Origin of the sequence: Sphaerisporangium sp. NPDC005288, from assembly GCF_040607475.1 — a bacterium.
GTDB classification, from domain to species: domain Bacteria; phylum Actinomycetota; class Actinomycetes; order Streptosporangiales; family Streptosporangiaceae; genus Sphaerisporangium; species Sphaerisporangium rhizosphaerae.
The window spans coordinates 1-19,937 of sequence record NZ_JBEXGT010000012.1 but is presented as its reverse complement, the minus strand read 5'-3'; the positions used below and the strand labels follow the sequence as shown (position 1 = coordinate 19,937).

Here is a 19,937-nt window from a genome sequence, read left to right as displayed (position 1 = left end):
GCAGCCGATTAGGCTAAACGCCACCCGGACGGGTTCTAATCCCTGTCGTGAGGCTCACCGCGGGGGTCGGGTGGGGTGGACGTCGCGAGGGTCCCCGGTCGTTCTGAGGACCGATGAGCCCCCCGACCCGGATGAGTCGCGGACCGCGTCGAGGGTGGGGAAGCGGGGTTCTCTTGAGGGCCGGTCTCCGAAGTCGGCCGCCCCACACGTGGGCGCTGTCGTTCGGGGCTGTAGTGCGGGGTTGTCGCGCGGGTTGGCGCGGGGGTGAAGGGGTCATTCGCCGCGTTCGCCGTACCAGCCGGCGAGTTTGCCGCGGCGGCTGACGGCGCGCAGCCGGCGTTCGACGACCTTGCGGCAGGCGGCCGTGGTGACGACGAGCAACTGGTCCTCGGCTCGCAGCCGCGTGGTGCCCTCAGGGACGAACGAGCGGCCCTCGCGTACGACCATGGTGACGGCGGCGTCCGACGGCAGGCGGAGCTCGAAGATCTCGACGCCGTGCAGCCCGGACCCCTGAGGGATGCTGACCTGCAGCAGGTCGGCGTTGAGCTCCTCCAGCGGCGCCGCCTCGACCCCGAGGTCGCGTGCCTCGGCCGGGGCGCTGACCTGCAGGACGCGGGCGAGGAACGGCAGTGTCGGTCCCTGCACCATGGTGAACACGATGACGATGACGAAGACCTCGTTGAACACTCCCTTGGCCCCGGTGATGCCGGCGGCCCAGGGGATGGTGGCGAGCACGATGGGCACCGCGCCGCGCAGTCCGGCCCATGACAGGAACGCCTGCTCCCGCCAGGACAGCCGGTCGGTGCGGGTCACGCGTACGGCCAGGGCGGAGACGACCACCGACAGCGGGCGCGCGAACAGCAGCAGCACCAGCCCGATGATCAGTCCGGGCACGACCATCTGGGGGAGTTCGAACGGGCTGGCGAGGACGCCGAGCATGACGAAAAGGCCGATCTGGGCGAGCCACGCGGCTCCTTCGGCGAAGCCCCGGGTCGGCACACGGTGGGGCAGGCGCATGTTGCCCAGTACCAGTGTGGCCAGGTAGACGGCGAGGAAACCGCTGCCGTGCAGCAGCGTCGCGCCGCTGTAGGCGACGAAGGCGAGGGCGAGCACGGCGATGGGGTACAGGCCGGAGGCGGGCAGGGCGACCCGCCGCAGGGCGTAGCCGCCGAGCGGGCCGACCGCGAGGCCGACGGCGCTTCCGATGGCCAGCTCGAACACCGCGTCCAGCACGACGTGCCCCACGCTCGGCATCGGTGTGCTGATCTGGCTGAGCATGACGACGACGATGACGGTCGGCGCGTCGTTGAAACCCGACTCGGCCTCCAGGATGCCCGAGAGGCGTTCGGGAAGGGGCAGGCGGCGCAGGACGGAGAACACGGCGGCCGCGTCGGTCGAGGCGAGGACCGCTCCAAGGAGCAGGGCGGTGCGCCAGTCCATCCCGAGCAGCCAGTGCACCGCCGCGGCCAGCGCGACGATGCTCACCGCGACGCCGACCGTGGCGAGTACCACCGCGGGAGGGACGGCCCGGCGTACGTGCTCCCAGCTTGTGGTCAGGCCGCCTTCGGCGAGGATCACCGCCAGCGCCGCCAGGCCGATCTGCTGGGCGACCTTCGCGTTCTCGAACTGCAGGCCCAGGCCGGCTTCGCCGAGGAGGAGTCCGATGGCGAGGTAGATCAGAAGGCTGGGCAGCCCGGTGCGGTGGGCGACGCGCACGGAGGCGATGGCGGCGATCACGACGATGGACGCGAGGAGCAGCCAGAGATCAAGATTCACCGGCCCCCCTCCCGCGTTTGCGTCCATTGTGTCGTATTCGTATAGGCCACTACCACGAGCAACAGCTATGGGCTACCGTCACTCGCGACACAGACGAAGAGGAACAACGGGTTTGCAGGGGACGAAATTGGCCGACGACACTTCCCCGGTCCTGGAGAGCGCGAGGAAGGACCATTTCGTCGACGGCGACGAGCTCGTCCCCGTGAAGGAACTCGATATATCCGATGCGTCCCGAACGTCCGAGCCGCCGCAGCCACCCGGGACCGTCAAGCCGCGCAGGAAGCGGCGGTTGTTACGCCGGCTGACGATCGCGACCGGGCTGGTTCTGGCCATGGTGGTCGCGGCGGCGTTCGCGTTGGTGATGGAACGTCAGATCACGCTCAACGGCAACATCCAGCGTATCCCTGGAGCGTTCCCCGAGGACGCGGGCCGGCCGGCCAAGGCCGTGGGGGACGCGCAGAACTGGTTGCTCATCGGGTCGGACAAGCGGCCGGGCGAGTCGGGCAGCCAGCGGGCCGACACGATCATGATCGTTCACGTGCCCGCGGACCGGAAGCGGCTCACTCTCATCGGTATCCCCCGCGACTCTTATGTCCGTATCCCCGGCCGGGGAAACAACAAGATCAACGCCGCGTACGCCTTCGGGGGCCCGAAGCTGCTGATCAAGACCGTCGAGGACCTGACCAAGGTCCGCATCGACCATTTCGCGGCCCTGGACTTCAAGGGGTTCGTCGCGATGACGCAGGTCATCGGCGGTGTCGACGTCTACGTCGCGCGCAAGGTGTACGACCCGGCGAACAAGGTCACCTGGCCGCAGGGCCTGGTGCACCTGGAGGGCGAGAAGGCGCTGCTGTTCGTCCGTCAGCGGTACAACCTGCCGGGCGGCGACTTCGACCGGATCAAGCGCCAGCAGGCGTTCGTCGGAGCCCTCGGACACAAGATCATAAGCCGGGACATGCTGACCGACCCGCTCAAGCTGAACGACTTCCTGGAGGCGCTCACGCGCGCGGTCAGCGTCGACTCGGCCGTGACGCTCAGCACGCTGCGCGACCTGGCGCTGGAACTGCGGGACATCCGGCCGGACACCGTCGACTCCGCCACCGTGCCGACGCTCGGCACCGCCATGGTCAAGGGCGCGAGCATCGTCCGCCTGGACAGGAAGGCGGGACGGCGGTTCTTCGACGCGGTCAGGAACGACGACCTAGAGGAGTACTTCGGCGAGAACGGCGGCCTCAACGACCTGCAGATCCTTCCCTGAGCCCCCAAGACAGAGGGGCCAGAGGGCTCAGAGGGCTCAGAAGGTGACGATGCCGGACGGGAGGGCGGCCATCGAGACGGGAAGGTCGTGCGGCTCGGCCGGCACGCCGTCGATCAGCTCCCCCTCGTGCAGCAGCGCGACCGTCGGCACGTTCGGGCCGACCCGCGCCAGCGCGCGGTCGTAGGAACCGCCGCCGCGCCCGAGCCGGACGCCGGTGGTGGCGTCGACCGCCAGTGCGGGCACGATCACCAGACCGGCCGTGCGGATGGCGTCCACGCCGCGCCGGGTGTCCACCGGTTCCATCAGGCCGCGCGGCCCGGGCGCCAGCGAGTCGGGGCCGTCATAGACCGCCCAGTCGAGGTCATCGTCGGGCAGGAGGACGGGCAGGATGACCGTCGTACCGTGTTTCCAGAGGGCGAAGATGAGGCCGTGCGTGGCCGGTTCCGTGCCCGCGGACCAATAACAGGCGACCAGCCCGGCCATCTGAACCCAGGGTCGGTCGAGTAGCGTTTCCCTGATCGCGGTGGCCGGGCCGCGCGGATCGGACAGCCCTGCACGTGCGGCGACGATCCTCCGGCGCAGCTCCGCTTTGTCCACACGGCCCTCCATTAAGGTGCATTCATGGCTGACTTCGATCCAGTGACGAAAGTTGTCATCCCCGCCGCCGGTCTGGGCACGCGATTCCTCCCGGCGACCAAGGCGACCCCGAAAGAGATGCTGCCGATCGTCGACAAGCCGGCCATCCAGTATGTCGTCGAAGAGGCGGTGTCCGCCGGGCTCCTCGACCTCCTCATGGTGACAGGCCGGAACAAGCGCTCCATCGAGGACCACTTCGACCGAGCGTACGAGCTCGAGGAGGTGCTCGCCGCCAAGGGCGACTCCGAGCGCCTGAACCAGGTCCTCGAGCCCGTCGAGATCGCGACGTTCCACTACGTGCGCCAGGGCGAGCCGAAGGGGCTCGGCCACGCGGTGCTGTGCGCCAAGCAGCACGTCGGGGGCCACCCGTTCGCCTGTCTCCTCGGCGACGACCTGATCGACCACCGTGACCACCTGCTCAAGCGCATGATCGAGGTGCGCAACACCTACGGCGGCAGCGTGGTGGCACTGATGGAGGTGCCCCGCGAGCAGGTCTCCCTGTACGGCTGCGCCGAGATCGCCCCCACCTCGGAGGACGACGTCGTCCGCGTCACCGGGCTGGTGGAGAAGCCGCCGGCGGACGAGGCGCCGTCCAACTGGGCCGTCATCGGACGCTACGTGATCGACCCCGCCGTCTTCGAGGTGCTGGAGAACACCGCGCCGGGACGCGGCGGGGAGATCCAACTCACCGACGCGCTGCTGGAGCTCGCCGGCCGTTCCACCGAGGAGGGCGGCCCCGTCCACGGCGTGCTGTTCCGCGGGCGCCGCTACGACACGGGCAACAAGCTCGACTACCTGCGCACCGTCGTGCAGTTCGCCGCCGATCGCCCCGACCTCGCGCCCGAGTTCATGTCCTGGCTGCGCGAGTTCCTCAACGACGCCCCCGAGTCCCTGACCGACGCCTCCGAGTGAGGCTTCACTCCGGGTGGATGCGATGAAGACGGTTGACGCCCATCTGGCCGAGATCCTCGGCGCCGTGCGCCCGCTCGACCCCGTTCAGGTCGATCTGGACTCGGCGCTCGGCGCCACCCTGGCCGAGGACGTCGCCTCGCCCGTCGCGCTGCCGCCGTTCGACAACTCGGCCATGGACGGGTACGCCGTCCGGGCCGAGGACGTCGCGGGGGCCGGCGAGGAGGCGCCCGTGGTGCTGCCCGTGACGCTGGACGTGGCCGCGGGGGACACCGCGCGGCGCGCGGTCGAGCGCGGGTTCGTCACGCGCATCATGACCGGCGCGCCGGTGCCCGAGGGCGCCGACGCGGTGGTGCCGGTCGAGTGGACCGACGGTGGCACGGTGAAGGTCGCGATCCGCCGCACGCCGCCGCCGGGCAACGCGATCCGCAGGTCCGGGGAGGACGTGCGGGCGGGCGACGTCGTGCTGCCCGCGGGCACGGTCATCGGGCCGGCCCAGCTCGGCATCCTCGCCGGAGTGGGACGGCGTGCGGTGCTCGCCCATCCGCGTCCCCGCGTGGTGGTACTGTCCACCGGTGCCGAGCTGGTCGAGCCGGGGACGCCGCTCGGGCACGGGCAGATCTGGGAGTCCAACAGCTTCACCCTCGTCGCGGCCGTCCGGCAGGCGGGCGGCGAGGCGTCCCGGCGCGGCGCGGTCGGCGACGATCCCGCGGCGTTCTCGGCGACCCTCGACGCCCTGCTCGGCGAGGCCGACGCCGTGATCACCAGCGGCGGCATCTCCATGGGCGCCTACGAGCCGGTCAAGGAGGCGCTGTCGCCGCTGGGCACCGTCCGGTTCGAGAAGGTCGCCATGCAGCCGGGGATGCCGCAGGGCTTCGGGCTGCTGGGGGACCGGCAGGTGCCGATCTTCACGCTGCCCGGCAATCCGGTGTCGTCCTACGTGTCGTTCATGCTGTTCGTGAAGCCGGCGCTGGCCCGGATGCGCGGCCTGCCCGCCGGCCCTCCGGTCACCGTCACCGCGACGACCGCCGCGGCGCTGCGCTCACCGGCCGGCCGGCGCTCGTTCCTGCGCGGCGTCCTGACCAGGCGGGACGGCGCCGCGTCGGTGACGCCGGTCCACGGTCAGGGTTCCCACCAGCTCGCCGCGCTCGCCGGGGCGAACGCACTGATCGTCGTCCCCGAGAACGTCACCGAACTGCCGGAGGGAGCCGATGTGGAGGTGATCCCGCTGTGAACGACCTGACCGCCGCGGGCGAGGTGATCTCGCTGTGAACGAGCCGACCGCCGCGGGCGAGGTGATCTCGCTGTGAACGACCTGACCGCCGCGAGTGAGGTGATCGCGCTATGAGTGAACTGACGCACATCGACGAGTCGGGCGCGGCGCGCATGGTGGACGTGTCCGCGAAGGAGGTCGGTGTCCGGACGGCGTGCGCCACCGGCCGGGTGCTGCTGTCGCCGGAGGCCGTGCGCATCCTGCGATCGGGAGAGGTGCCCAAGGGAGACGCCATCGGCGTGGCGCGCATCGCGGGCATCCAGGGCGCCAAGCGCACCCCGGACCTGATCCCGTTGTGCCATCCGATCGCCCTGCACGGCGTCAAGGTGGAGATCGTGGTGGTCGACTCCGGCGTCGAGATCACCGCGAGGGTGAAGACCGCCGACCGCACCGGAGTCGAGATGGAGGCGCTCACCGCCGTCTCGGTGGCCGGCCTGGCGATGATCGACATGATCAAGGCGGTGGACCCCGCGGCGGTGATCACCGATGTGCGGGTGGAGGAGAAGACCGGCGGCAAGACCGGTGTCTGGACCCGGCCGTGAGAGCGCTCGTCGTGACGGCCTCCAACCGGGCCGCCGCGGGCGTGTATCCCGACAAGTCGGGACGGCTGCTGGCGGAGCTGCTCGCCGAGGCCGGGTGCGATCAGGTGGACGGCCCGCGGGTCGTCCCCGACGGCGAGCCCGTCGAGGCGGCGCTGCGCGAGGGGGTCCGCGCACGGTACGACGTGATCGTCACCACCGGGGGGACCGGCCTCACCCCGCAGGACCTCACCCCCGAGATGACGCGGCGGGTCATCGAACGGGAGGTACCCGGCATCGCCGAGGCGGTGCGCCAGGTCAACCGGGAGAAGGTGCCCACCTCGATCCTGTCGCGCGGGCTGGCCGGACAGGCGGGCAACACCCTGATCGTCAACCTCCCGGGGTCGTCCGGCGGCGTACGCGACGGCATGGCGATCCTCGCCCCCATCCTCCGGCACGCCGTCGACCAGATCAGAGGCGGCGACCACCCCCGCCCGTCGTAACCCCGGGACCGCGCATGTGCGAACAGGCACGGGGCGGCGGCCGGTCTCGCCCGCGACTCGGGACGGCGGCCGGTTGCGCCCGCAGCCCGGGACGGTGGATGCGCGAATTGCCTGATCGACATGCGGTGTCAAGAGAGGGGCGGGCGGCCGCCATGGCGGATTCAGGGTCGGACAGGGGATGATTGTGCCGTGGATCGACTTCGCGGCTGGCCGGTGACCCTGACAGAGGGACCGGTGGGACTCCGGCCGCTGCGGCTGCGTGATGTCAACGCCTGGCGTGAGACGCGGTTGCGCAACGCCGACTGGCTGCGCCCATGGGAGCCCAGCAACCCCGAGACCCCTCTGTTCCGCACCGGCCTCGGTCCCTACATCTCCATGGTCGGCACCCTGCGGCGCGAGGCGCGGCAGGGGCTGGCGCTTCCCTGGGTGGTGACCTACCGGGGGGCGTTCGCCGGGCAGCTCACCGTCGGCGCCATCGTGTGGGGCTCGGCCCGGTCGGCGCAGGTCGGGTACTGGGTCAGCGGCACCCTCGCCGGACGCGGCATCATCCCCACGGCGCTCGCGATGGCCGTCGACCACTGCTTCTTCACCGTGGGCCTGCACCGCCTGGAGGCCAACATCCGGCCCGAGAACCACGCCAGCCGCCGCGTCGTCGAGAAACTCGGCTTCCGCGAGGAAGGCGTGCGCCGCAGGCAGCTCCACATCGACGGCGCCTGGCGCGACCACATCTGCTACGCCCTCACCCTGGAGGACGTCCCGCGCGGGCTTCTCGCGCAGTGGCGCCAGACGAGGCAGAAAACCGCCCATGACGGTTCGTCGTGAGCGACGGCAAAAATCCTTGACGTAGGCCTGGGGATAAACAGGTTGACGATCTCGCGACACACCGCACCGAATGCTCGTCAATCAGTGACACGCGGTCCTACGGTGCGTGACGTGAACACATTTGCGACGGCCCACACCCCGTGCTGTGTTCACGCTGCCCGCGCGGTGGCCCTTCCATACATCGCGCTGGGGGTGGGCGCGTGAGCAGTGCCTTCCTCTACCTCGGCATCGTGGTCATGTGGCTGTGCGTCCTGGTCCCGATGTGGCTGCGCCGCGACCGCCACACCGTGGACATCGCCGAGTTGTACGCCGACGGCGAGGACGACGACTCCCGCGAGTCCGCGGAGTGCGAGGAGTCCGACGACTCCGAGGAGTGCGAGGAGCCGGAGGGCGACACCCTCGCCGACCACCCGGTGTCCCGCGTCTCCAGGATCTCGGACACCTCCGGCGTCTCCCGGGTCTCGCGGGTCTCCGGCGTCAGGGCCCACGCCGCCGACCCGGCCGACGACGAGATCACCATGGAACTTGACCCCTCCGGCCCCCGCCGCGACAACCCGTCCCACCACCCCGGCGCCTCGCACCACCCCGGCGCCTCCCGCCACGACAACGCGCCCGGCGACCCCCGTGCCTCCCGCCGCGACGACACCTCCCGCCGCGACGACACCTCCCGCCGCGACGACGCCTCCCGCGACGGCGACGCCTCTCGCCGCGACGACGCCTCCGAAGCGCCCTCGTTCCCGGCCACCAGGGCAGTCTCCGGCACGGGCTCCTCCACGCTCTCCGGAGCCGGGCACGCCTTCGGATCCGCCGTCCCGGACACCAGGACCCCGGTCGGCGCCCCGGTCACCCGCGCGGCCGACTCTCCGGCCACCCCCGCCCCCTCCGCCGGCCCGGACGAGACCTCCGACGAGGACACGGCGGGCGAGTACGCCCCCGGGCGTGACGACATCCTCGCCGAACGCCGTCGCCGGGCCGGTGTCGTGGCCCGTCGCCGCCGATGGCTGCTGTTCAGCGTGCTGCTCCACATCGCCTCGGCGGTGACGGCGGGCGTCGGCGTGGCCCCGTGGTGGAGCGTCGCGCCCTCCGCGGTCGTGCTGCTCGCCTACCTGGCCGTCCTGCGGGTGGCCGTCGCCGTGGACGCCGAGCGCCGGGCCGCCGAGGCGAAGGCTCACGCCGAGCAACGGCGCAGGGCACAAGAGCGGCGCCGCGCGCTCGAACTGGCGGCCGAGCAGGCCGAAGCCGAGGCCGAGGTCATCGAGTTCCGCAAGCCCGCCGAGCCCTTCGACCAGTACGCCGACCGCTCCCGCCGCGCCGTCGGTGACTGAGTTCCGGCTCGCGCGCGCACCCGGGTGGCGCGGGCGGTCCCCAAAGTTTGCTAATCTGGTCCAGTCCTTGGGGCTGTAGCGCAGTCCGGTAGCGCACTTCGTTCGCATCGAAGGGGTCAGGGGTTCGAATCCCCTCAGCTCCACCCAGGTCAAAGGCCACTTCCATCATCGGAAGTGGCCTTTTTGATCTCTCTAAAGCAGCGTCGTACAGCAACGGCTATTCCAGTTGCTTGCCCAGCTTCCGGAGTGCCGTTCTGGTGGCTTCAGAGGACACTTCGCTGTAGATGTTCATCGTGACCGCGATCTGGCTGTGCCGGAGGATCTGCATCGCGATCCGGGGGTGCGCGAGCCGGCGGTGAGGTGTCGGCCCCTGAGACACCCGGAGGAGTCGAGGAGGGTGGGGCACAGCGCAGCCCTTGATGCCATTCACGGCCTGCATGTCCAAAGACCTGCCCGGAACACCATTGCTGGAGTCCGGGGGCCGCGCCCGCTCGAGACATGAGGTAGCCGACCATATGTCAATGGAGTTGATCCGCCTCTGGTCAGACGGAAACAAGGCCTCAGCGGCGGTCAGAGACGCGCCGAGCACCGTTGCGGATGGCCGGCACGGTCAAGCCCCGCTATACGGGTCCAGACGCCGGCGCGGCGGCCTCGCGGGCGTAGTCGGTGAGGTCTTTTGGTCGGCGGCCCGGGGCCTCCTGGACGTGGATCTTCACCTCGCCGTCGACCGGCGGCCTCTCGACAACCAGTGTGCCGGTGTCGGCCTCGGGCACGCCCCGGGAGCTTCGTGACCACTTCAACCGTTGGCGGATGCGTTGCCGTGCCCAGAGCGCCGAGACCGTGGGCACGATCGCGGGGCGTTCATCGCGGCCGGAGGCTCAGGAACCAGCCACGTTTGTGGGCGCGGTCCAGCCGGTAGCTCGGATCCACTCGACCAGGTCCAGGGTGGCCGGCTCGATCGAGCGCACCGCCGCGAGGTCCGAAGGGTATTCCGCCGCCTCCGCGAACTGGCGGAACATCGCCTTGTCGAGGTCGTTGGGAAGCACGCTCAACGGGAGGGCCTCGTACCGTGCCGGGAGCCCGGCGCGCGCGCCGAACGCCGCGGCGATCTGGGGGCCCGTCAGCTCGTCGCCGACGAGCTCGACGGCTCCGCCGGGCGCCTCCGCGGTGTCGAGCAGGAGCGCAGCGGCGACCCGGCCGATGTCCCTGACCGAGATCATCTTCAGGGCGACGTCCTCCGGCAGCGGCAGCCTCAGCACGATCTCCCCATGCTCCAGGCTCGGTGCCATCACGCTCGCGAAGTTCTCCATGAAGGCGGTCGCGCGAACCATCGCGGCCCTCAGGCCGGACTTCCTCAGGTGCTCCTCGATCCAGTGCTTCGAGTCGTGGTGCGGCACACCCGACTCCCGGTCCGCTCCGAAGACCGAGTTGAACACGACGTGCGGGACGCCCGCCTCGACCGCCGCGTCGACGAGCGCGGTACCGATGCGGATCTCCGCCTCGACCTCTTCGAGGCTGTTCGCCTCCGGGGTCATGAAGTAGAACCCCTCGACCGTCGCCAGTGCGGCGGCCAGCGACGCCGGGTCGTCGGCCCGGATGGCCGCCAGCTCGACGCCGCGGGCGGCCAGCGCTTGAGCCCGGTCGGACTGCGGGTTGCGGACCAAAGCCCGCACCCGCGCCTTGTGGTCCAGCAGCGCGTCGACCACCGCCCCGCCCTGTTGCCCCGTCGCGCCGAAGACTGCGATCGTGCCGGTCGTCTGTGTGCTCATCGCTGCCACCCTTCACTAGTTCACGGCATGAACGAAACTAGTTCACGGCATGAACATCGTCAAGATGCGGGTGTAGCGGGACCTCACGGTGTGATGGGTTCGTTCGAGGTGGGCGAAGAGAGGTCCGAGGTGTCCACGATGGCGGTGGCCACGCGCTCGAAGTCGCGCTGGTCGTCGGCGTCGAGGTTCCTCGCGATCTCGGGCAGGCGCTTGGCGACCTCGGCGTAAACGGCCTCGGCGAGCACCTTCCCCGTGGGCGTCGCACTGAGCATGACGACCCGTCGGTCCTGCGCCGAGCTTGCCCGGCCGACCAACTCGCGCCGCGCGGTGCGATCGACCAGTTGGCTCAATGCGTTCTTGGTCATACCCAACGACGCGGCGAGGTCAGCCATCTGCCGCGGCTCGTTCCTGACTGCGCAGAGCAGCGTGGCTTGCGAGGGGGTCAGGTCGAACTTGGCGCAGATCTGCGCGTACTTGCGTTGAATCACAACCGAGAGCCAGAAGAGCTTGTCGCCATAGTCCACGCCGACCTCCCCGGTTCGATGACGAACGATCAGCCTACTCGTCGCGGGCCGGCAGACCACGCCACTCACCAGGAGATGCACACCTCTGCGAGACCGACCTGGCGCTCCCACCCCAACCACTTTGATCGACTTACCCTGTCCCTTCACCCTCAGGTGGCGCCTCTACCGGCGCGCGACGGGTCGCGCGCCGGTGCCATGTCACTTCTGTGCCGCGTCGAGGGTGGGGTAGTCGGTGTAGCCGAGTCAGCAAAAAGTCAGCAGAACCGTTGACCCTCAGCGCTCGCGGAGATCCCTGGGTGATACGCCTTAGAAACGTGGCAGCACTGATTGGTACTTGCTACTCCGATCGATCAGCCCTCACCAGGGTTCGCATCGAAGGAGTCAGGGGTTCGAATCCCCTCAGCTTCACCCAGGTCAAAGGCCGTTTCCGTAGATCGGAAACGGCCTTTTGATCTTCTGGGTGACCGACTGAGTGACCAAGCCTCCGGCCGTCCCCTGGAGATCTGGTGCATGGCCTGCGTCACGTCGGTCTTGCGTTCGAGCGCGCTCGAAGGCATAGCGTCCCCGCCATGACGACACAGACCTGGATCATCACTGGCGCGTCCCGCGGGTTCGGGCGCGCACTGGCGGAGTCGGCGCTCGCGGCGGGCGACCACGTGGTGGCGGCGGTGCGCCGGCCCGAGAGTGTGGCCGATCTGGAGGCCAAGTACCCGGACAACTGCCTGATCGCGAAGTTCGATGCCCGGGACATCGCCGCGGCCGCGGACCTCGTGCGCGACACCCTCGACCGCTTCGGTCAGCTCGATGTGCTGGTGAACAACGCGGGCCGGGCCGTGGTCGGAGCGGTCGAGGAGGTCAGCGACGCGCAGTTGCGCGAGTTGATGGATCTGCACCTGTTCGGCCCCGCCGCGCTCGTCCGGGCGGCGCTGCCCACGATGCGTGAGCGGGGCACCGGGACGATCGTGCAGATGAGCAGCCAGGGCGGGCGGACGTCGTTCCCTGGCGTGTCGGCGTACTCCGCGTCGAAGTTCGCCCTCGAAGGCTGGTCCGAGGCTCTGGCCGGGGAGGTCGCGCCGTTCGGGATCCGCGTGATGCTCGTCGAGCCCAGCCGGTTCAGGACTGGCTTCAACGGGGGCGATGTGCTCGAGTTCGCCGAGCCGTCCGCGACCTACCGTGACTTGCTCGCTAACGTCCGTGCGGACATGGCCGGGACCGACGGCCGCCAGGAAGGTGACCCGGAGCGGGCGGCCGAGATCATCGTGTCCCTCGCGCACGGCGACGAGGTGCCGCTGCGGCTGCCGCTCGGGCGCGAGGCGGTCGAGCGTATCTCGCGTGCCTACCGGCGCGGCCTGGACGAGGTCGAGCGGTGGGCCGAGACCGCCCGCAGCGCCGATTTCGAGGGTGTCTCCGCATCGGTACGGCCCATCTAGGCTCGTGGTCATGGCCACCGACGATCTGATGACCAGGGCGCTGGAAGCGCTTGGGGACGACGGTCCGCTGTCGGTCGAGGCGATCCACCGCCTCGCCGACCTGGCCGACCTGCCCGAGACGATGACGATCGCCGAGGTTGCCGACCTCCTGGACATCTCGCCTCACACGCTGCGCTATTACGAGCGGGCCGGGCTGGTCGAGGTGGCCCGCGACGGTAATGGTCATCGCGTCTACGACGCCGGAGCGGTTCGGCGCCTGGTGTTCCTCACCCGGATGCGGCTGTCCGGCATGCCGATGCGTGACCTGCAGCACTACATCTCGCTCGTCGATGCCGGAGGGCGCACGGTGCCGGAGCGGCTCGATGTGCTGGTCGAACATCGCGACACCATCCGCCGCCGGATCCGTGAGCTGACCCTTTCCCTCACGGCGGTCGAATACAAGATCGCCACGTACGGGGGCTCGACCGGGCCGGACGTTCAGGCCCTCGGCGCCATCACCGGTACCGACCGCACGGCGCTGCCGGACGAGCCGCTGCGACGGGCACTCCCGGCAGAGTGAGGGACGCCGACGCTCGCCGGGCCTCCGTACAGAGACCGGCACCTTGGCGTCCTGGTACTCGAAGGGTCGACTGCCGCGACATGTACGCTGAGATCGGATAGGCGTTGATCGCCCTGGCCGGGGTCGCTTATGCGGGGAGGGTGTCTCCGGGGAAGCCGTGGCAGGGGTGGACCTCGCAGCGGATCATGCCGGCTCGAACGCAGGGGTCTCCGGCCATGATCTCCGCGGCTTCTTCGGCGGGCACGGTCATGATCGCGACGCCGGCCACGGTGTCGGAGACGACCGGGCACAGGATCGCGATCACCCCCTCGGCGCGCAGCGATACCATGCGTCGCTGGTGTTCGAGTTCGATCGCGTCCGCGCCGTCCATGGTCCGTTCCGGCCCCCACTGAAGGAGCGCCAGGCTGTAGGGCTTCGCGGTCGCGGCCAGAGCGCGAATCTGTTCGTCGGTGACGGTCGTGCTCATGATGTCTCCCTAATTGTCGACGCGCTCGGCCAGCGAGACGATGATTCCTTCGGGCCCGCGGACGTAGGCCATCCGCCACATGCCTTCGTATTCGCCGATGCCTCCCACCAGGGCGTGCCCGTCGGCTGCGGCGTGGTCGACCGCGGCTTGGAGGTCGTGCACCTCGAAGGCGACGTTGCGCAGGCCCAGTTCGTTGGCCGGCGCGGCGGGCGAACCCGGGAGGTGGTCCGGCCGCGTGAAGCTCGACAGCTCCAGCGTCGTACCTCCGCCGGGCGCTCGCAGCATGACGATCTCGGTGCGGGCGCCGGTCATGCCGATCACCGTGTCCAGGAACTCGCCTTCGACGGCCATCTTCGGATCGGCCTCCAGTCCGAGGCTGACGAAGAACGCCGTCACGGCATCGAGATCGGCGACGGTGATACCGACGTGGTCAAAGCGCCTTATGAATGTCATCGGATACCTTTCCAAGTTTCTTCAAGAGACGCTGAGAAGATAGCACTCTGGGTTCCGTAAGGGAACCCCAGTTGCTGGATTGCTCCATGGGGCGAAGGCGGTTCGGTAGCCATGCCTGCGGGCAGATTTGTCGCCTGTGTGTGATTTGTCCGGTTTGGGGAACCCTTGCGGTACCAGTCCTGGCAGGGTGCGGCAGGCGTCCTTCACGGGCGGCCTGGCCATGGATCAGCGGCCCGATGCGCGGACCGCCCTCAGGAAACCCAGGGAAGGTACCTTCCAATGACCTCGCAGTCTTCTACCACCCCACTGGCCGGGCGGGTCGCCGTCGTCACCGGCGCCTCCAGCGGTATCGGCGAAGCGACCGCCGAACACCTGGCAGCGCTGGGAGCGAAGGTCGCCGTGCTGGCCCGGCGCGAGGACCGGCTCGCCGAGCTGGTCTCGCGTATCCAGAAGAACGGCGGCACCGCACTGGCGATCGCCGCGGACGTGACCGACGTGCCGGCCGTGCGCGCTGCCGCCGACCGGGTCGAGAACGACCTCGGCGGCGCGGACCTGCTGTTCAACAACGCGGGCGTGATGCTGCCGGCCCCGATCGAGGAGCTGGCCGTCGACCAGTGGCAGCGCCAGATCGACCTGAACGTCACCGGCCTGATGAACGTCATCGGCGCGTTCGTTCCGCAGATGGTCCAGGCCGCCGCCGAGCGTGGCGTGGGCGACCTGATCAACATGTCGTCGATCGCCGCGCAGAACATCTTCCCGAACTTCGCGGTGTACTCGGCGACCAAGGCCTACGTCACGCACCTGTCCCGGCACCTGCGGACGGAGCTGGGGCCGAAGAAGGTACGAGTCTCCGCGATCGAGCCGGGCATCGTCGGTACGGAGCTGCAGGACCACGTCACCGACCCCGGGGCGCTGGAGTGGCTGGCCGGGTCGAAGGAGGCGATGGAGTGGCTGACGGCGGAGGACATCGCCCACACCATCGGCTTCCTCGCCTCCCAGCCGGCACGCGTCAACCTTCAGCAGGTCACGATCATGCCCACCGGCCAGGCGACCTGATCACGCGCCGTCGGCCCGGCCGAGGACGCAGAACTCGTTGCCCTCCGGGTCGGCCAGGACCGTCCATGGCACCTGGCCCTGGCCGAGATCGACGTCGGTGGCGCCGAGGGCGCGCAGCCGGGCCACCTCCGCCTCCTTGCCGTCGAAGGGGTACGGCAGCAGGTCGAGATGGACGTGGCTCCACACGGTCGTGCCGCCGGACGCCCGGCGGAACTCCAGGTACGGCCCGACACCGTTGGCCGAACGCATCACCGCGTGATCGTCGGTCACCTCGTGCAGCGTCCATTCCAGCGCCTGGTCCCAGAACCGGGCCATGGCCCGCGGGTCGGCGCAGGCGACCACCACCGCGGCGATCGGCCCGGTGTCCCGGTAGGTCTCCCGAGGCTCCAGGACGCGGAACACGTTGCCCTCCGGGTCGGCCAGAGCCGTCCACGGGACCTCGCCCTGGCCCGCGTCGGCGGGCGTCGCGCCGAGTTCCTTCAGGCGCGCGACGAACTGCGTGTGATGGGCCGCGGAGGTGGTGGCGAGTTCGAGGTGCACGCGGTACTTCACCGTTTCGGGGTCCGGCACGATGACGAAGTCGATGTAGAAGCCGGCGGGGTCCGGCCATACAACGCCCTCGGGCTCGAGGTTGGTCACGCCGGGGCCCTCGCTGGAAAGACCCCAGCCGAGCGCCTCCGCCCAGAACCGGCCGAGGGCAGAGTCGTCTCGAGCCTTGAAGTTCACCTGAACGAGTCGCAGCGCCATGCCGCCGATCATAGGCCCGAGCGGACCGGGGACCGCGCCGGCATTCGCCCGCCGAAGGCGGTCTGCGGCGACGAAGAAGAGGGGCGAACGCCCAGGATCCAAGCGGGTGGGGTCACGGCTCGGCGGAGCCGCGGATCACCGAGGCCGCTTGCCCTTCCCCTTACGGCCCGTCTCTTTGCGGCCGGCCTCTTTACGGCCCGTTTCTTTACGGCCCGCTTCTTTACGGCCGGTCTCTTTGTGGCCGGTCGGCACGGCGCGGCGACCGGAGCCCTGTGCGGGCTTCCGGGTCTTTCCCTGCGCCGGTTTCTGCGCGGACGGGGCCGGGGCACGGCCCCGTGAGCTGTTCGCCGTCCGCCCTCGGACGATGCCGATGAAGTCCTCCACCAGGTCGGTGGTCGCGTCCGTGGGCCAGGTCAGCGCGACCTGAGACTGCGGCGCGTCCGGCACCGGCCGATAGGTGAGATCTCTGCGGTGGTGGAGGCGGGCCAGCGACTGCGGGACCAGGAGGATCCCGGCGCCGGCCGCCACCAGTTCCACCGCCTCCGCCGTCGTGGCCGGTCGGGTGAACGCGGGCTGCCCGGGCCGGACCGTCCACTCGATGGTGTCGTCCACAGGATGGAGCACCTCATCGTCGGCGAGTTCGGCGGTGGCCACCTCGTCGGCGGCGGCCACCGCGTGGTCCTTGGGCACCACGACCACCGTGGTCTCCACGTAGAGAGGGATCACGCTGAGCCCGTCCCGGTCGACCGGCAGTCTGACGAACGCGGCGTCGGCGCCGCCGCTGCGCAGCAGGTTCACCGCCTCGGCGGCGGTGACCGCGACCAGGGTGATCGGCACGTCGGGCAGCCTCTCGGTCCAGACGTTGACCCATTTCGCGGGGGTCACTCCGGGTACGTACGCCAGCCGGAACACCTCGCGGGTCTCTTCCTCGGTCACTTCCTCAGCGTAGCGATGTCAGGGGAACCCGTTCCCACTGACTACTCTTGGCGCCATGCCCAAATCGAAGACCACCCAGACGATGAAGCCCGCGACCGCGGCCAAGAAGCTGGGTGTCCTCCTCTCGGCCACGCCCGCCGAGTTCCAGGAGGGTGTCGTCTCCAGGGACGAGCTGAACGAGTTGCAGTCGACGCCCCCCGCCTGGCTCGTCGAGCTGCGCCGCAACGGCCCGCACCCCAAGCAGGTCATCGCCGCGAAGCTCAGGGTCTCCACCTCCGGCCTGGCCAGAAGCGGGATCACCGGACCGCTCACCACCGCTGAGATCGACGCGCTCAAAGCGGAGAACCCGGAGTGGCTGGAGCGCGAGCGCACCGTCTACGCCGAGGCCCGCAAAGAGGCACTCCGCCTCAAGGAACGCCGGACGGACGAGCCCCCGCACGCCTCCGGCGCCCCCGGCCGATGAGACCGGGGACCATGTCATGAGCGCGCCGCCTCGTAGTCGGGGAGCGCGGCCGGGGTGGTGCGGGTCGCCGAGCGCATGGTGTGGATCAGTACGGCCGTTCCGGCGAAGATGACCGCGGCGACGACGCCGGTGACGTGCAGGCCGGCGAGGAACGCCTCTCGCGCGCTGTGCAGCAGCTCCGTGGCCTGACCTGCGGGAAGGTGCCGGCCGGCGGCGATCGCGCCGGCCAGCGAGTCCGAGGTTCCGCCCATCCGGTCGCGGTAGACCACCGCGGCGGCCACACCGAGCAGCGCGAAGCCGAGCGAGCCGCCCAAGTAGCTGCCGGTCTCCGACATCGACGCCGCCGAGCCGGCGCGCTCCGGCGGTACGGACCCGACGACCAGCCCGGTGCCCAGCGCGAACAGCGGGCCGGTCCCCAGCGCCAGGACGGCGATGCCGATCATCGCCAGGGGCAGCGTGCTCGCACCGTCGACGCCGACGAGCAGCAGGCCGCCCAGCGCCGACACCACCAGTCCGCCGGCGATCGCGGTCGTCTGCTTCATCCGCCGGGCCAGCGCCGGCGCGGCCATGGTGCCCACCGCGACGCCCAGGCCCATGGGGGCGAACAGCACCGCCGAGGCGAACGGGGAGAAGCCCAGCACGCTCTGCAGGTACTGCGTCACCTGCAGGCCCGTGCCGGCCATGGCGATCCCGGCGAGGACCAGGGCGATGATCACTGCCGTGAACGGACGGTTGCGGAACAGCCGCAGGTCCAGCAGCGGCGTGTCCAGCCGCAGTTGGCGGCGGACGAACAGCCACCCGAGGGCCGCGCCGACGATCGGGACCACCGCCGGCACGACCGACAGGCCCTCGACGGTCAGTCGCTTGATGCCGTAGACGATCAGCAGCACCGCCGCGAGCGACAGTCCGACACTGGCCGGGTCCAACCGGCCGGCGTGGTCGGCGCGGAACTCCGGCAGCAGGACCGGCCCGGCGAGCACCAGCAGCACCATGGCCGGCACGGCGGCCAGGAACACCGATCCCCACCAGAAGTGCTGGAGCAGCGACCCGGCGAGCACGGGCCCGAGCGCGCCGCCGGTGAACTGGCAGGTCGCCCAGACCGCGATGGCCTTACCGCGCCGCCGCGCATCGGGGAACATGGTGGTGAGCAGGGCAAGGGTGGACGGCGCCAGGGTCGCGCCGGCGATGCCCAGCAGCGCGCGCACGACGATCAGCATCAGCGGGTCGGCCGCGAAGGCGGCCACGACCGACAGCACCGCGAACGCCGCGGCGCCCGTGATCAGCAGCCGCCGGCGGCCGATGCGGTCGCCGAGCGTGCCCATCGTGATGACCATGCCGGCCACCATGAATCCGTAGCCGTCGCTGATCCACAACTGCTGCACACTGCCGGCGCCCAGGTCGGCGCTCAGCCGTGGGAGCGCGAGGAGCAGTGCCGTCGTGTCCATCGCGACGATCAATGTCGGCAGCATGAGGAGGGCCGCTCCCAGCCACGCCCGGGTTGTTCGCATGTCCAAGCTCTCTGTTCTCTCGACGTTTCACCGGGTGGTCGGAGCAGGCGAGAGCTTCTTGACATCGGGACGGAAAAAATCACCGTGAAAGTTCGGGCGGGGTCGCCGGGCCGTCCCGGCCGGTGGCGAACCGGCGGGACGGCGGGAGCGGGAGGCGGCGCCCCGGGAGGCGCCACCTCGGGACGGCGACTCGGGACGCCACCCGGGGACGCCGCCCCGGGCGGCGCCGCCCCGGACGGCGACGTGGTGCGGAAGCGGCAGGCGAGAAGCTCAGACCTCTTCCACGCTGCTCGGCTCGCGCCGGGACAGGTCGATGCCGAGCTCCTCCGCCGCGCGGAAGACGTCCTCGTCGGTGTCGCGCATCTCGATGGACATGCCGTCGCTGGAGAGCACCTCGACGTTGAGGCACAGCGACTGCATCTCCTTGATGAGGACCTTGAAGGACTCAGGGATGCCCGGCTCGGGGATGTTCTCGCCCTTGACGATGGCCTCGTAGACCTTCACGCGGCCCAGGACGTCGTCGGACTTGATGGTCAGCAGCTCCTGCAGCGCGTAGCCGGCTCCGTAGGCCTCAAGGGCCCAGACCTCCATCTCGCCGAAGCGCTGGCCGCCGAACTGGGCCTTACCGCCCAGCGGCTGCTGGGTGATCATGGAGTACGGACCGGTCGAGCGGGCGTGGATCTTGTCGTCGACCAGGTGGAGCAGCTTGAGGATGTAGATGTAGCCGACCGCGATGGGATAGGGGAACGGTTCGCCGCTGCGGCCGTCGAACAGCCGGGCCTTCCCTCCGCGCTGTACCAGCCGGTCCCCGTCACGGTTGGGGACGGTGCTGTCGAGCAGCCCGACGATCTCCTCTTCGTGGGCGCCGTCGAAGACGGGGGTGGCCATGTTGGTGCGCGGCTCGACCCTCTCGAAGCCCTTGTCGCGCAGCCGCTCGGCCCAGGCCTCCTGCACTCCCGTGATGTCCCAGCCGCGGGCGGCGATCCATCCGAGGTGGGTCTCCAGG

The 19,937-nt window shown here is 70.1% G+C and carries 20 protein-coding genes, 1 tRNA gene and 1 pseudogene; 12 read left to right on the top strand and 10 right to left on the bottom strand.

Annotated elements, in window-relative coordinates:
* Window positions 1–273: 273 nt before the first annotated feature.
* Window positions 274–1,776 carry a potassium/proton antiporter gene (locus ABZU32_RS13660; RefSeq protein ID WP_354921477.1) on the bottom strand — a complete coding sequence of 501 codons (1,503 nt, stop codon included), beginning with the start codon at window positions 1,774–1,776 and terminating at the stop codon, window positions 274–276.
* 127 nt (window positions 1,777–1,903) lie between these two features.
* On the opposite strand from ABZU32_RS13660, the gene ABZU32_RS13655 reads away from it, so the two are divergent.
* Window positions 1,904–3,034: an LCP family protein gene (locus tag ABZU32_RS13655; protein WP_354921474.1), complete on the top strand. Its 1,131-nt coding sequence runs from the start codon at window positions 1,904–1,906 to the stop codon at window positions 3,032–3,034.
* A 36-nt stretch (window positions 3,035–3,070) separates the two neighbouring features.
* Here the strand turns inward: ABZU32_RS13655 and ABZU32_RS13650 are convergent, their stop codons facing one another.
* The gene (locus ABZU32_RS13650) at window positions 3,071–3,631 is read right to left on the bottom strand and encodes a 5-formyltetrahydrofolate cyclo-ligase (RefSeq protein ID WP_354845862.1); all 561 of its coding nucleotides are present in this window, start codon (window positions 3,629–3,631) and stop codon (window positions 3,071–3,073) included.
* Window positions 3,632–3,655: 24 nt separating this feature from the next.
* On the opposite strand from ABZU32_RS13650, the gene galU reads away from it, so the two are divergent.
* The 7 genes from galU to ABZU32_RS13615 all read left to right on the top strand — a co-directional run bounded on the left by galU (window position 3,656) and on the right by ABZU32_RS13615 (window position 9,163).
* On the top strand, window positions 3,656–4,582 hold the full coding sequence (galU, locus tag ABZU32_RS13645; RefSeq protein WP_354921471.1) for a UTP--glucose-1-phosphate uridylyltransferase GalU: 927 nt from the start codon (window positions 3,656–3,658) through the stop codon (window positions 4,580–4,582).
* Window positions 4,583–4,604: 22 nt separating this feature from the next.
* Window positions 4,605–5,813 carry a gephyrin-like molybdotransferase Glp gene (glp, locus tag ABZU32_RS13640; RefSeq protein ID WP_354921468.1) on the top strand — a complete coding sequence of 403 codons (1,209 nt, stop codon included), beginning with the start codon at window positions 4,605–4,607 and terminating at the stop codon, window positions 5,811–5,813.
* 110 nt (window positions 5,814–5,923) lie between these two features.
* Entirely contained in the window at window positions 5,924–6,394 is a 471-nt protein-coding gene (gene moaC / locus ABZU32_RS13635; RefSeq protein WP_354845870.1) for a cyclic pyranopterin monophosphate synthase MoaC, read from the top strand.
* On the top strand, window positions 6,391–6,873 hold the full coding sequence (locus ABZU32_RS13630; RefSeq protein WP_354921465.1) for a MogA/MoaB family molybdenum cofactor biosynthesis protein: 483 nt from the start codon (window positions 6,391–6,393) through the stop codon (window positions 6,871–6,873). The genes moaC and ABZU32_RS13630 overlap by 4 nt, the downstream gene beginning before the upstream one ends.
* Before the next feature lie 189 nt (window positions 6,874–7,062).
* Window positions 7,063–7,695, top strand: coding sequence for a GNAT family protein (locus ABZU32_RS13625; protein WP_354845876.1), 633 nt, complete (start codon window positions 7,063–7,065; stop codon window positions 7,693–7,695).
* Window positions 7,696–7,895: 200 nt separating this feature from the next.
* Complete coding sequence (locus ABZU32_RS13620) at window positions 7,896–9,020, top strand: hypothetical protein (protein WP_354921463.1); 1,125 nt, start codon at window positions 7,896–7,898, stop codon at window positions 9,018–9,020.
* 69 nt (window positions 9,021–9,089) lie between these two features.
* A tRNA-Ala gene (locus ABZU32_RS13615) sits at window positions 9,090–9,163 on the top strand.
* Between the two features lie 735 nt (window positions 9,164–9,898).
* Here the strand turns inward: ABZU32_RS13615 and ABZU32_RS13610 are convergent.
* Window positions 9,899–10,789 carry an NmrA family NAD(P)-binding protein gene (locus ABZU32_RS13610; RefSeq protein ID WP_354921460.1) on the bottom strand — a complete coding sequence of 297 codons (891 nt, stop codon included), beginning with the start codon at window positions 10,787–10,789 and terminating at the stop codon, window positions 9,899–9,901.
* Between the two features lie 83 nt (window positions 10,790–10,872).
* Window positions 10,873–11,313, bottom strand: coding sequence for a MarR family transcriptional regulator (locus ABZU32_RS13605; RefSeq protein WP_354921457.1), 441 nt, complete (start codon window positions 11,311–11,313; stop codon window positions 10,873–10,875).
* Window positions 11,314–11,819: 506 nt separating this feature from the next.
* Between ABZU32_RS13605 and ABZU32_RS13600 the strand changes: the two genes are divergently transcribed.
* Window positions 11,820–12,743 carry an SDR family NAD(P)-dependent oxidoreductase gene (locus tag ABZU32_RS13600; RefSeq protein ID WP_354921454.1) on the top strand — a complete coding sequence of 308 codons (924 nt, stop codon included), beginning with the start codon at window positions 11,820–11,822 and terminating at the stop codon, window positions 12,741–12,743.
* Window positions 12,744–12,753: 10 nt separating this feature from the next.
* Window positions 12,754–13,302: a MerR family transcriptional regulator gene (locus tag ABZU32_RS13595; RefSeq protein ID WP_354921451.1), complete on the top strand. Its 549-nt coding sequence runs from the start codon at window positions 12,754–12,756 to the stop codon at window positions 13,300–13,302.
* A 127-nt stretch (window positions 13,303–13,429) separates the two neighbouring features.
* Here ABZU32_RS13595 and ABZU32_RS13590 read toward each other — a convergent pair whose 3' ends face one another.
* Both ABZU32_RS13590 and ABZU32_RS13585 read right to left on the bottom strand, forming a co-directional pair.
* Window positions 13,430–13,768: a hypothetical protein gene (locus ABZU32_RS13590; protein ID WP_354921448.1), complete on the bottom strand. Its 339-nt coding sequence runs from the start codon at window positions 13,766–13,768 to the stop codon at window positions 13,430–13,432.
* Between the two features lie 9 nt (window positions 13,769–13,777).
* Window positions 13,778–14,221 carry a VOC family protein gene (locus ABZU32_RS13585; protein ID WP_354921445.1) on the bottom strand — a complete coding sequence of 148 codons (444 nt, stop codon included), beginning with the start codon at window positions 14,219–14,221 and terminating at the stop codon, window positions 13,778–13,780.
* A 279-nt stretch (window positions 14,222–14,500) separates the two neighbouring features.
* Here ABZU32_RS13585 and ABZU32_RS13580 point away from each other — a divergent pair, with 279 nt between their 5' ends.
* Window positions 14,501–15,277, top strand: a complete 777-nt coding sequence (locus ABZU32_RS13580) for an SDR family oxidoreductase (protein ID WP_354921442.1) — start codon at window positions 14,501–14,503, stop codon at window positions 15,275–15,277.
* Here the strand turns inward: ABZU32_RS13580 and ABZU32_RS13575 are convergent, their stop codons facing one another.
* A complete protein-coding gene (locus tag ABZU32_RS13575) occupies window positions 15,278–16,024 on the bottom strand; it encodes a VOC family protein (protein ID WP_354921439.1) in 747 nt (248 codons plus the stop codon). It abuts the gene before it with no gap.
* Between the two features lie 135 nt (window positions 16,025–16,159).
* On the bottom strand, window positions 16,160–16,960 hold the full coding sequence (locus ABZU32_RS13570) for a LysR family substrate-binding domain-containing protein (protein WP_354921436.1): 801 nt from the start codon (window positions 16,958–16,960) through the stop codon (window positions 16,160–16,162).
* A gap of 55 nt (window positions 16,961–17,015) precedes the next feature.
* Here ABZU32_RS13570 and ABZU32_RS13565 point away from each other — a divergent pair, with 55 nt between their 5' ends.
* Window positions 17,016–17,423: a DUF5997 family protein gene (locus tag ABZU32_RS13565; protein ID WP_354921434.1), complete on the top strand. Its 408-nt coding sequence runs from the start codon at window positions 17,016–17,018 to the stop codon at window positions 17,421–17,423.
* 14 nt (window positions 17,424–17,437) lie between these two features.
* Here ABZU32_RS13565 and ABZU32_RS13560 read toward each other — a convergent pair whose 3' ends face one another.
* Window positions 17,438–18,892, bottom strand: coding sequence for an MFS transporter (locus ABZU32_RS13560; RefSeq protein ID WP_354921431.1), 1,455 nt, complete (start codon window positions 18,890–18,892; stop codon window positions 17,438–17,440).
* 309 nt (window positions 18,893–19,201) lie between these two features.
* A pseudogene (locus tag ABZU32_RS13555) lies at window positions 19,202–19,937 on the bottom strand (DNA-directed RNA polymerase subunit beta); the annotation flags it as partial.